A 13,030-nucleotide genomic window follows, 5' to 3' on the forward strand; every position below is an offset into this window, starting at 1 on the left:
GCAAAGAAGATAAGTGGGAGATAACTGCCCGTAAAGATCCGACGAACGATTGACGTCCAAGTCAGGCGAAGCCACAGGATGTGGCGTTCCTGAGCATGATAAGTCTCGCTAACCATCAGTGGGGGATGCAGAAAACCCCCACTGATGGAAGTCTCACTTTATAAAATTAATGTAAAAGTTTTAAGAAACGGTAGGAAGACCAGTATACCAGCATGAATTGATTGAAGGAAAAAGGAATATTATTAAAAAATATTTGTAAGTAACTTTTTGTTGCTTACTTTTTTTATTGTCAAAACAATTTTATAAATTTCATAAACTATTTTTTTTGAAAAAAAACAACTAATCTGTAAATACAGAAATAGTAAAGGAGGAATAATTTCATGGAACCAGTAAGAAAATTGGAAACGCTTCAACATAAAGATGAAAAAGAAGGGTTTCTTACAAAGTTCAAACAATTAAAGGTAGGAGTAATCCCGTTACCACTTTATTTAGTATTAGCTGCAATTATTTATGGTGCATCTGTTTTTAATCAACTACCTCCAGACATGATCGGAGGATTTGCAGTTATTATGGTGCTTGGGATTTTACTAGGGGACCTTGGGATGAAAATTCCTATTTTAAAAGACATTGGCGGACCTGCTATATTAGCCCTACTAGTTCCATCTGTTCTTGTATTTTTTAACATCTTTAATCCGGCTTCAATGGAAGCGGTAACAACATTAATGAAAACGTCTAACTTTCTATATTTGTATATTTCGTGTTTAGTAGCTGGAAGTATCCTTGGAATGAATCACAAAGTCTTGATTGAAGGTTTTTCAAAAATGTTTATACCGCTTGTTGTCGGAACTATCGTATCAATTGTTGTTGGTATAGCAGTAGGAGCACTGTTTGGATATGAAATGAAGCATACCTTTTTCTATATCATTGTTCCTATTATTGGTGGGGGAGTTGGTGAAGGAATTCTACCATTATCTCTAGCATACTCGCAAATTTTAGGTGGATCACCTGAAACGTATGTATCTCAAATGATCCCTGCAGCAGTCATTGGAAATATCGTCGCAGTTATAAGTGCAGGTTTAATGAAAAATTTAGGTGAGAGAAAGCCAGAGCTTACTGGAAATGGCGTATTAGTCAAAATGAAAGATGGCGTAAAAGAGATGAAGAACGAGAATACAAATATAAATGCGCCTGTCGATTTCTCATTAATGGGTGCAGGATTATTGCTTGCCTGTGGTTTTTTCATCTTCGGTCAATTTGCCCATATGTTTTTAGGTATTCCGGGTCCAGTTTTAATGATTGTGGCTGCTACATTGGTTAAATGTCTTCAGCTAATGCCACAAAAAATGGAACAGGGTGCATTTCATCTGTATAAATTTGTTTCTACCGGTTTAACATGGCCGCTTATGGTAGGGTTAGGAATGCTGTTTATACCATTGGAGGATGTTGTGAAAATTGTTACTCCAGCTTATGTTGTTATTTGTATGTCTGTTGTGGTCGCAATGGTTGGGACTGGTTATGTTGTTGGTAAATTCTTGAATATGCATCCGGTTGAGTCAGCGATTGTAACTGGGTGTCATAGCGGATTAGGGGGAACGGGGGACGTAGCGATTTTGTCTGCCTCTAACAGAATGTCATTAATGCCATTTGCCCAAGTAGCAACAAGACTTGGTGGTGCTGCGACAGTAATAATGGCAACAATCTTAATGAAGCTATTCAGTTAAAAGCATAGGGGGAATCAAGGAAAGCTTGGTGTTCATCCAGGGTTTCTGTGAGTAATAAAAAGGATTTAAGCCTTGCTTAGTCTCCCGGGTGTAGCAGAGCCATGTTTGGACATTCATGAAGATAGAGCAAGGCGTATGATTGAAATCTAGTTGCTGTGTCACTGATGGAAACGCTGTACTTGGACTTGGAAATATCGGTCTGAAATTGGCATTTATTGTAACGGGAGAGAAAGCGCTTTTATTTCTGCTATGGTAAGGGGCATATTTATTCCTGGCATCTTGCATAACTAGTTAATAGAATAACCCCTTTTCCATATAGGACTTTAGTGATTGAGGAGATAGATAGATGATTTTAAAAGAATTAACCAAAAATTAACCAAAAATCGCTTTATTACCATTATTTATTTACAGAATGGATCTCTTAAAACATGCAAAGGTCGAGTATATAAACTTAATTGTTACAATCAGACCATTAATGTAATAAACGAAAAGCAAAATGCCATCTCCATTCGTTTATCTAGTATTAAGGAAATTCATTAGTACATTCTAGATATCTAATTTGTTTTAAAAACGAAATGATTGATATAAAAAGGAGTAAATATCATGTCAAAAATAATAGCAATCAATGCAGGGAGCTCTTCTTTGAAATTCCAATTATTTGAAATGCCGAGTGAAGAAGTACTTACAGCTGGGTTAGTAGAACGTATAGGCTTAGAAAAGGGAGTATTCACTATTTTAGTGAACGGAGAAAAAGTAAAAGAAACAGTAGACATCCCAGACCATGCTGCTGCTGTTAAGATGCTTCTTAGCAAACTTACACATTTTGGAATTGTTGAGTCTTTAAATGAAATTGAAGGAATCGGTCATCGTATTGTACACGGAGGTGAGATTTTTAATCACTCTGTTTTAATTACAGATGAAACACTTCAAAAAATTGAGGAGTTATCAGATTTAGCACCACTCCATAATCCAGCAAATGTTGTTGGAATTAAAGCATTCAAAGAAGTTTTACCAAATGTAGATGCAGTAGCAGTTTTTGACACGGCATTCCATCAAACAATGCCTGAACGATCATTCTTATATAGTTTACCTTATGAATATTATGAAAAATATGGAATTCGTAAATATGGTTTTCATGGTACATCACATAAGTATGTATCTGAAAGAGCAGCAGAATTATTAGGACGTCCGATTGAACAATTGCGATTGATTTCTTGTCACTTAGGAAATGGAGCGAGTATAGCTGCAATTGAAGGTGGAAAATCGATTGATACTTCAATGGGCTTTACTCCACTTGCAGGTGTTGCAATGGGAACTCGCTCAGGGAACATTGATCCAGCGTTGATTCCATTCATTATGGAAAAAACAGGTCAATCAGAAATGGAAGTGTTAGATATTTTAAATAAAAAGAGTGGTGTATTGGGCATTTCAGGATTATCAAGCGATCTTCGTGACATCGAACAAGCCGCTAAAGAGGGAAATGTGCGTGCAGAAACAGCTCTTGAAGTATTCGCTAGTAGAATTCATAAATATATAGGTTCATACGCAGCACAAATGTCTGGAGTAGATGCTATTATCTTTACTGCTGGAATTGGGGAAAACAGTGACATTATCCGTTCTCGTGTATTACATGGTTTAGAATTCATGGGTGTTTATTGGGACCCTGCACTCAATCAGGTCCGTGGTGAAGAAAGATTTATTAGCTATCCGTACTCTCCAGTAAAGGTGATCATTATTCCGACAAATGAAGAGGTTATGATTGCTCGTGATGTCGTACAAATGATAAATAGCTGCACATTATTAGTATAAGACCTTTTAGAATGCCTTGGATACAATTAAAACGTTCTTTAGGGATAGTTTGTTTTAAAATATGTAATTAAAAAAAGTAAAAAAACATAATGGATTATCATCCAATGTGTTACACTGTTTATAGATTAATATTTAAATAGTATGACTCAAATGGTTAAGGGGGACTTATTAGTATGATTAATATTGCTATTAACGGGTTTGGACGTATTGGAAGAATGGTATTTCGTCAAGCGATAAAAGAAAGCTCATTCCAGATCGTAGCCATTAATGCGAGCTATCCTGCCGAAACATTGGCACACCTTATTAAGTATGACACAGTACACGGGAAGTTTGACGGTACGGTAGAGGTATCGCAAGATCATTTATTGGTGGATGGTAAGGTAATAAAGCTTCTGAATCAACGTAATCCCCAAGAGCTTCCTTGGAGTGAGTTGGGAATAGATGTTGTAATTGAGGCGACAGGAAAATTCAATGCAAAAGAAAAAGCAAGTCTGCACCTAGAAGCAGGGGCAAAGAAAGTCATTTTAACAGCTCCTGGTAAAAACGAGGATGTGACGATTGTAGTTGGTGTAAACGATGAGCAATTGGATATTACAAAACACGATGTGGTCTCTAATGCTTCTTGTACAACTAATTGTCTTGCTCCAGTCGTCAAGGTGTTAGACGAACAATTTGGCATTGAGAATGGTTTAATGACTACTGTACATGCATATACAAACGATCAAAAAAATCTTGATAATCCACATAAAGATTTACGTAGAGCTCGTGCTTGTGCACAATCCATTATTCCAACTACAACAGGTGCAGCTAAAGCATTAGCGAAGGTTCTACCACACTTATCCGGCAAGTTACATGGTATGGCACTACGTGTTCCGACTCCAAATGTATCACTTGTAGATCTTGTAGTAGACGTGAAATGTGATGTGACAGTGGAACAAATTAATAATGCCTTCAATAATGCTGCTCAAGGATCAATGAAGGGAATTATTGAATTCTGTGATTCACCGCTTGTGTCTGTAGATTTCAATACAAATCCAAGTTCGTCTATTATTGATGGTTTATCCACAATCGTTATGGGAACCCGTAAGGTAAAGGTTCTTGCTTGGTATGATAATGAATGGGGCTACTCCTGCCGCGTAGTAGACCTCGTAAAACTAGTAGCAGATCAGTTTGCTAGCCAAAAAAATATGCAACATGCTTAAGCCTAGGAGTTCAAATACTTTCAAAAAGAATTCACCAACAAATCCCTACAAATAGTATGAATCATTTACGTTAATGTATGTACTATTTACAGAGATTACTAGAAATTTTCATAAAAAGATAAAAGGATGATATAGATATGAAAAGTGTGAACGTTCAAATTGAATTACATGAGTTATTAAATGGAAGTAATACACAAGTTCAATTAAGTGTTTCGCAGTTAGTGGAAAAAGTAATTAAGAGAGGAGAAGGAAAATTAACTTCTACCGGTGCTGTCTCTGTTTCAACAGGTAAATATACAGGTCGTTCTCCTAAAGATAAATTCATTGTTGAGGAAGCATCTACTGCAGATAAAATTGATTGGGGTACTGTAAACCAACCGATTTCCCAACAGCATTTTGATATTCTGTACACAAAGGTATTAGAATATTTAAAAGAAAAAGAAGAAATCTTCGTATTTAAAGGCTTTGCCGGAGCGGATCACGACCACCGTCTTCCAATTCAAGTTATAAATGAATATGCTTGGCATAACTTATTTGCTCATCAATTATTTATTCGTCCGACAGGGATTGATTCCCCGAAACATGATGAACCATTTACAATCGTATCTGCTCCGACATTCAAAGCAAATCCGATTATTGACGGTACAAATTCTGAAACGTTCATCATCGTTTCTTTTAAAAAGCGTGTTATTCTGATCGGCGGTACTGAGTATGCAGGTGAAATGAAGAAATCCATCTTCTCTATAATGAACTACTTGTTGCCAGAACAAGACATTCTTCCAATGCACTGTTCTGCAAACGTAGGTGAAGAAGGCGATGTGGCATTGTTCTTCGGTTTATCCGGAACAGGAAAGACAACGCTATCAGCAGATCCAAACCGTAAGTTAATCGGTGATGACGAGCATGGCTGGTCTGATAACGGTGTATTTAACATTGAAGGAGGCTGCTACGCAAAATGCGTGAACCTATCTAGGGAGAAGGAACCTCAAATATTTGATGCAATTACATTCGGTTCTGTATTAGAAAATGTTGTCATCGATGAGAATACTGGTCTTGCAGATTACAATGATGTATCCCTAACAGAAAATACACGTGCAGCATATCCAATTGACGCAATCGATAATATCATGCTTCCAAGTGTTGCCGGGCACCCAAATACAATTGTGTTCTTAACAGCTGATGCATTCGGCGTATTACCTCCAATCAGCAAGTTATCAAAGGAACAAGCCATGTATCATTTCTTAAGCGGCTATACTAGTAAGCTAGCAGGAACAGAGCGGGGGATTACATCTCCGCAAGCAACGTTTTCTACATGTTTTGGTTCTCCATTCTTACCTCTTAACGCATCTCGTTATGCAGAAATGCTTGGAGAAAAAATTGAAAAGCACAATGCAAACGTATTCTTAGTAAACACTGGCTGGACTGGCGGAGAATATGGTGTGGGTCAACGTATGAATCTTTCCTACACACGCGCAATGGTGAGAGCAGCACTTAATGGCGAAATGGACAATGTGGAAACCGGAAAGGACGACATCTTCGGTCTGGAAATTCCACTTCATGTTCCAGGTGTACCTGATGACGTATTAATTCCAGAAAAAACCTGGGATAACAAGGAAGCTTATAAAGCAAAAGCCTTAGACCTTGCCAGCAAGTTCAATGAAAATTTCAAAAAGTTCACAAGCGTATCTGAAGAGATTGTTAAACTAGGCGGACCTTTAGTATAACGAAAAGCGGACCCAACTGTTCAGCTTTTACGGAAACTTGATAGAGACAAAAAACTAATGATTACTTGTTCAATGACAGCTTATGATGAAATTCCAAACAATTTATCCCGCATTAACGGGCAGTAATACCCCCACCTCTAAGCTTGAATGAATCACAAAGAAGCGAAGGTGGGGGATAACTGCCCGTAAAAGCTAAGGTAAGTCTCGCTATCCATCAGTGGGGGATAAGGAAAACCCCCACTGATGGAAGTCTCGCTTTATAAATGAATTTTATTTCAATTTGGACAGACTTCACCCTTTGGTGGAGTTGTCTTTTTTTAATAATACATCTGTCTAAATACCATAAAAAATTAAAGTGACTGATTCATACGATTAACTCAAACAGACGAGCCACCTCCTTTGAGTGGAAATCACTTTTTCATACATAGTTACACTAATAAGAAAGGAGAGGTAAAAATGAGCAACAGAGAAACGAAAACAGACGTTATTTTAATTGGTGCTGGAATTATGAGTGCAACTTTGGGGACACTTCTGCAAGAATTAGTGCCAGACTGGAAAATTAAGGTGTTTGAAAAGCTCCCAAACGCAGGAGAGGAAAGCTCTAACGAATGGAATAATGCGGGCACAGGGCATGCGGCACTGTGCGAGCTTAACTATACGGTCGAAAAACCGGATGGATTCATAGATATTAGCAAAGCGATTAATATTAATGAACAATTTCAGGTTTCAATGCAGTTTTGGTCGTATCTTGTAAACAGCAAGCTGATACAAAACCCACAGGATTTTATCATGCCATTGCCTCATATGAGTTTAGTTCAAGGGGAACAAAATGTATCATTTTTAAAGAAACGATTTGAAGCGCTATCAAAGAATCCATTATTTCAAGGGATGGAATTTTCCGATGATCCTGAAAAACTAAGGAATTGGATTCCGCTTATTATGCAAGATCGCGAATCGAATGAGCCTATAGCGGCAACCAAAATTGACTCTGGAACTGATGTTAATTTTGGCGCTTTAACGCGCATGATGTTTGACCATTTAGAGAGTGAAAATGTTGATATACACTACAAACATAGTGTTAGTAATATTAAACGTACAAGCGACGGATTATGGGAATTGAAAGTGCGGAATTCGGGTAGCGGTACGGTTGAACGCCATACTGCAAAGTTCGTCTTTGTCGGAGGCGGTGGAGGAAGCCTGCATTTACTGCAAAAATCCGGTATTCCAGAAGGAAAACATATTGGAGGATTCCCGGTAAGCGGATTATTTATGGTGTGTAATAATCCTGAAGTTGTTGAGCAGCATCATGCAAAAGTATACGGAAAAGCTAAGGTTGGTGCTCCTCCAATGTCTGTTCCGCATCTTGATACACGATTTATCAACAATAAAAAATCATTGCTATTTGGACCGTTTGCCGGCTTCTCACCAAAGTTTTTAAAAAATGGTTCAATGTTTGATTTAGTAACTTCCGTAAAACCGGATAATCTTGTAACGATGTTGGCGGCAGGTGCCAAAAACATGTCATTAACAAAATACCTGATCCAGCAAGTTATGTTATCAAAAGAACAACGCATGGAAGAGTTACGTGAATTTATCCCGAACGCAAAAAGCGAGGATTGGGATTTAGTAGTAGCAGGCCAACGTGTGCAAGTTATTAAAGATACTGAAGCTGGTAAAGGAACACTTCAATTTGGTACGGAAGTTGTTAGTGCCGCTGATGGTTCAATTGCAGCATTACTCGGCGCTTCTCCTGGTGCTTCTACCGCCGTGCACGTCATGCTTAAAGTAATAACGAAATGCTTCCCAGAACATATGAATGAGTGGGAACCGAAAATTAAAGAAATGATTCCTTCTTATGGCTTATCACTAATGGAAAATCCAGATCTTATGAACGAAATTCATACTTCAACAGCTCAAACGCTTGGTCTAATTGAAAAAAAACCCGAACTGGTTTTAAGTTAATTATTGATAAGGCAATTATTGAAAAAAGTACCCTAGAGAGTAGATAGTAATAAAAGTTTACCTATAGGGTACTTTTTTGTTAATTTTCTTAAATGAATCAATGATTCCGGACATAATTGCTCTATCAATTGCAGGTAAGAGAGAAGGTGTTCCTTTTCCAGCTTGTGTAGAAGCCTTCCTCATGGAGATAACATTTGAGTTATTGCGAGAAGCAGGAGTGAGAATGCCGCGGGCAATTGGTTCGACGATCGGGATCGTAGGCGGTCTAGTGATTGGAGAAGCCGCTGTTCGCGCCGGCATTGTCAGCCCCGTGATGGTCATTGTTGTTGCTGTTACAGCCATTGCGTCCTTTGCTATCCCTGCATACACTGGAAGTATTACATTTCGTATATTACGCTTTTTACTGATGATCGCTGCCACGATTCTTGGGTTATTCGGTATCGTTATGTCCTTTATTGTTATATGTATACATCTCGTCGGGCTAAGAAGCTTTACTACTTATTATACTACTCCGTTTGCACCATACAGATTTTCAGATTGGCTTGATTTATTTATTCGAGCTCCGCTTTCAATTCAAACAAAGCGTGAAAATGGGAGAGTGGTTGATAATAAGAAAAAAATATGTGAAGTAATGATAAGAGAGACTCTGATTTGCAGTATCAGTAGTGAATAATGGAATGTCTTAAACACCCTTCCTAAATAATACCGCTGGGAAGGGTTTTTTATCCCACCTTAACGGGCAGTAAAACTCTTAACGAAAGATTCGAGCGAAGCAAAGAAGATAAGTGGGGGATAACTGCCCGTAAAGATCCGACGAACGATTGACGTCCAAGTCAGGTGAAGCCACAGGATGTGGCGTTCCTGAGCGTGATAAGTCTCGCTAACCATCAGTGGGGGATGAAGAAAACCCCCACTGATGGAAGTCTCGCTTTATATTAACGTTTATTTTTTAAGTTTTAAAATATTAACAATAGTTACATAATCTATGAAGATCCTTTAAAAATGACTAAGATAAGGAAAGAACACAATTAATAATAAAGAAACCGAATTAACTTCCTTAAAAACAAAACGGCACTTCAACGAATCGTATTTTTAATCGCGATCTATTAAAAAATGATCTCTGTTCGTTATTCTAATATAAAGAAAGCATGAGGAGGGAACGTATAGTGAAAAAGAAATTGATTGTTCCATTAGCCCTTATTGTTTTCACTATGGCTTTCACAAGTTTTACGGTTTGGTTTCTTATGAAGCAAGATAAGCCTAAGATTATGATCGTTGCACAAAGGTTAGACATCGAGTATTGGAAAATATTTAAATCAGGAGCCGAAAAAGCCTTACAAGATTTTAATATAGACGGTAAAGTCATAGCTCCTGAATCGATCTATCCTATTAGTAATCAGCCTAACATGTTAAAAAAGGTTCTTACTCAACACCCTGATGCGCTAATTGTAGCCCCTGTTGACGAAGAGGTTACTATTCCTGTATTGATGGAATATAAGAAAAAGAATATTCCTGTGCTTCTTGTGTCTAGGGACATTGAATGGGAATATAAAACCGCCTTTATTGGACCGGACCACTATGCATTGGGTGAAATGTCAGGTAAGTTATTGGGCTCAATGCTGCAGCCGGGAGATCAAGTGGCTATCATTTTTGGGGTAGTAGATGATCAAGCTATGATTGATCGAACGAACGGGGCGAAGAAGGTGTTGGAGAACATCGGAATAGAGGTTGTTGCAGAAAGGTCTGGTTATGATCATTTGGCAAATCCAACACCAGTCATGGGAAGCATTTTGCAGTCCTATCCAAATATTAAAGGAGTAATTGCTACTTCAGATCGCTTAGCTCTAGAGGCATTAGGAGCACTAGAGAAAGAAGGGGTGAAAATCCCTGTTATCGGTACAGATGGTATAATAAAAATGATAGAAATTGTTGGAGAAGAAAGGGTAGAAGCCACTATAGCACAGAACCCTTATGATATGGGATATCTAAGCGTAGTACAAGCACAGAAAGCAATTGAAGGAGATAGTACCGAAAAGATAGTTGATAGTGGAATTGACATCTTAACTGGGGATAATGCGCAGGATAAATTAAACTTCTTAAAAAAATTATTACGGTAAAGTAAAATCTACTATTATTTATATGATAAGTCGATTCCTATAATAATTTGCTATATATTTGACAACTAAAACTTGATTTGCATTTTTAACTATCTACTACACTAACTAAAGCATTGTATAAGACTAAATAGGAGGGGTGGCTCTTTAAAGAGTACACCCCTTTATGATTGCTGGCTTACCAAATTAAACACTAAATCATTTGCTCATACTGTTTTGTTACCAATTGATTCGCTTTCCATCTCTGAAGAATTCCCCATTAGGTCCTTCAGGTCCAATCGTCGATAACCAAAGGATAGATTCAGCAGCTTGTTTTGGAGTTCTTGGAGCAGATGGTCCACCCATATCAGTACTTACCCATCTCGGATCGACCGCATTTATTTTGATATCACCATTGATTTCTGCAGCTAACAATCGTGTCAATCCATTTAGGGCAAGTTTAGACAACTTATAAGCGCCTACTCCTGGATATGACATTTCGCTCATCGCTCCATATTCTGAGGAAACATTAATAATTCTTCCATAGCCTTGTTGTTCCATAAGGGGAATGAAGGAACGGATCACATGGTAAGCGCCGAAGAAATTCGTTGCCATCGTTCTCTCCAGAATGGAAGGATCCATATCCACTAACTTTTTATTCTCTTCTAAATACACGCCAGCATTATTAATCAATACGTCTAATCTTCCATACTGCTCATTTACTGTAATCGCAGCTTGACGGATACTTTCTTGATTATCTAAATCCATCACTACAAACGAAATGTCCAGATTTAATTCCTTAAGTTTTTGCGTAGCATCATAACCCTTCTCTGAATCCCGACTTGTCAAAATGACCTTAAAACCGTTCAAAGCTAATTGTTTGACTAGCTCAAATCCAATTCCCCGATTCCCGCCGGTGACAAGTGCAACTTTTATATCCTTTGACATTTTAAACCTCCATTTTATGGCTACTAATCTCGGTCTCAAGCAGATTTAGAAAGTTGTTTTGTAGGTCTATACATATAGTTTCTTACCAAAATAGTCACCAAACTTAGTATCAATGATAGGATTCCCACCAATACGACGTATTGAGTACCTATTTGTGATATAAATAACCCTCCTACAGCTGCACCCAATGTTGTTCCTACGTTACAGGCTGATATAAATAATCCATTGGCAAAATCAGGCGCTTCTGGAGCTGAAGACGCAATCAAATATTGATTAATATTTGCCATTATTCCTCCAGCCAATACTCCCCAAATGAAAGTTAAAATTGCCATAGGTATGGTAAACTGTCCTGTGAAGAATAAAATGCTGTAAATAGCACCCAATATCAAAGGAAAAGATACGACAGTTTTTATGGCACTATGAGTGAGTAACCTTCCTGCGACAATGTTTCCAATAATATTTGCTCCACCGAAGATGAATAACGTTAAAGTAATGGTATTTGGAGACATATTCGTTACTGTTTTCAGATATTCAGCAAGATAACTATAAACCCCAAATATTGCTGAGTTTAATAAAATGACAGTCACGATGGAAATCCATATAATAGATTTTTTTAATACGGATAATTGGGTACCATAAGAAACTCTTTCTTCAACAGGCATAGATGGTACAACAATCAGTGTAGCAATGAATACAATCGCATTAACAATAGCAAAGAATGCCATCGCCGCTTCATACGAAACGGCACTATTAATAAAACTTGCGATCGGTACGCCGGCTACCATACCAGCAGATACTCCTATAAATACTTTAGAAACAGCTTTTGGAGCTTCTTCTTTACTTACTGAGGAAGCAGCTACTGTAAATGCCAAAGAACAATAAATTGGATGAAATAAGGCTGGAATGATACGAGCAATTAATAGAGTCGTAAAGTTAGATGTAAATATGGATACAATGTTTCCCAACACGAAAACTCCTAATACGAGTAACATGACCTTCTTCCGATTTATCCCGGAAAATAATAACGGCATCGTTGGTCCAGATACAGCAATCGTAAGAGCAAAAACACTCACTAGCCATCCTGCTTTTGAAATGCTGACATTAAATTGATCAGCAATGGAAGGCAATAACCCAATAACTCCCATTTCGGTATTTAAGATGCCGAAAACTCCTATGGTCAATATGAAAATCAACAAATTATTTCGTTTAGCCAAAAAAACAACTCCCCTCTGCCTGTGCTCCTGTTTTAAAACAAACTTTATTATCTGACATCTTTATTGCCTCCTGTCATTTTAATTAGCATTATTTATATGAGTAAGTATAAAAGTTATAGTTAACTCTAGTGCAAGGGGAAAATTAGAAAAAGGGGGAAACCATTTAATTCCTTTGACTTGACGTATAGTTAACTTTTTATTTTAAAGTCTTTTTGAATTATAGGAGAAATTTTATCCCACCTTAACGGGCAGTAAAACTCCGACTTCAAGATTCGAGAGAAGCAAAGAAGATAAGTGGGAGATAACTGCCCGTAAAGATCCGACGAACGATTGACGTCCAAGTCAGGCGAAGCCACA

The 13,030-nt window shown here is 37.7% G+C and carries 10 protein-coding genes and 1 pseudogene; 9 read left to right on the forward strand and 2 right to left on the reverse strand.

Annotated features, from left to right (window positions below; all coding sequences use genetic code 11):
* The first annotated feature begins 380 nt into the window (after nt 1-380).
* The 9 genes and pseudogenes from K9V48_RS24830 (at nt 381) to K9V48_RS24870 (ending at nt 10,535) form a co-directional block, all read left to right on the forward strand.
* Nucleotides 381-1,721 carry a 2-hydroxycarboxylate transporter family protein gene (locus K9V48_RS24830; protein ID WP_224141789.1) on the forward strand — a complete coding sequence of 447 codons (1,341 nt, stop codon included), beginning with the start codon at nt 381-383 and terminating at the stop codon, nt 1,719-1,721.
* A 139-nt stretch (nt 1,722-1,860) separates the two neighbouring features.
* Nucleotides 1,861-1,977, forward strand: coding sequence for a hypothetical protein (locus tag K9V48_RS29770; RefSeq protein WP_368858309.1), 117 nt, complete (start codon nt 1,861-1,863; stop codon nt 1,975-1,977).
* A 104-nt stretch (nt 1,978-2,081) separates the two neighbouring features.
* A complete protein-coding gene (locus K9V48_RS24840) occupies nt 2,082-2,261 on the forward strand; it encodes a YolD-like family protein (RefSeq protein WP_224141797.1) in 180 nt (59 codons plus the stop codon).
* Nucleotides 2,262-2,324: 63 nt separating this feature from the next.
* Entirely contained in the window at nt 2,325-3,530 is a 1,206-nt protein-coding gene (locus K9V48_RS24845) for an acetate kinase (RefSeq protein WP_224141790.1), read from the forward strand.
* A 173-nt stretch (nt 3,531-3,703) separates the two neighbouring features.
* Nucleotides 3,704-4,732 (forward strand): glyceraldehyde-3-phosphate dehydrogenase, encoded by a 1,029-nt coding sequence (locus tag K9V48_RS24850; RefSeq protein ID WP_224141791.1) that lies wholly within the window; start codon nt 3,704-3,706, stop codon nt 4,730-4,732.
* Nucleotides 4,733-4,869: 137 nt separating this feature from the next.
* A complete protein-coding gene (pckA, locus tag K9V48_RS24855; protein ID WP_224141792.1) occupies nt 4,870-6,456 on the forward strand; it encodes a phosphoenolpyruvate carboxykinase (ATP) in 1,587 nt (528 codons plus the stop codon).
* Nucleotides 6,457-6,876: 420 nt separating this feature from the next.
* Nucleotides 6,877-8,418 carry a malate:quinone oxidoreductase gene (locus K9V48_RS24860; RefSeq protein ID WP_308012622.1) on the forward strand — a complete coding sequence of 514 codons (1,542 nt, stop codon included), beginning with the start codon at nt 6,877-6,879 and terminating at the stop codon, nt 8,416-8,418.
* 79 nt (nt 8,419-8,497) lie between these two features.
* Nucleotides 8,498-9,091: pseudogene (locus K9V48_RS24865) on the forward strand (spore germination protein); the annotation flags it as partial.
* A gap of 493 nt (nt 9,092-9,584) precedes the next feature.
* Nucleotides 9,585-10,535, forward strand: coding sequence for a sugar ABC transporter substrate-binding protein (locus K9V48_RS24870; RefSeq protein WP_224141794.1), 951 nt, complete (start codon nt 9,585-9,587; stop codon nt 10,533-10,535).
* 216 nt (nt 10,536-10,751) lie between these two features.
* Here the strand turns inward: K9V48_RS24870 and K9V48_RS24875 are convergent, their stop codons facing one another.
* Both K9V48_RS24875 and K9V48_RS24880 read right to left on the reverse strand, forming a co-directional pair.
* Nucleotides 10,752-11,459, reverse strand: coding sequence for an SDR family oxidoreductase (locus K9V48_RS24875; RefSeq protein ID WP_224141795.1), 708 nt, complete (start codon nt 11,457-11,459; stop codon nt 10,752-10,754).
* Nucleotides 11,460-11,494: 35 nt separating this feature from the next.
* Nucleotides 11,495-12,673, reverse strand: coding sequence for an MFS transporter (locus tag K9V48_RS24880; protein ID WP_224141796.1), 1,179 nt, complete (start codon nt 12,671-12,673; stop codon nt 11,495-11,497).
* Between the last annotated feature and the right edge of the window lie 357 nt (nt 12,674-13,030).

The organism is Metabacillus rhizolycopersici (genome assembly GCF_020075705.1).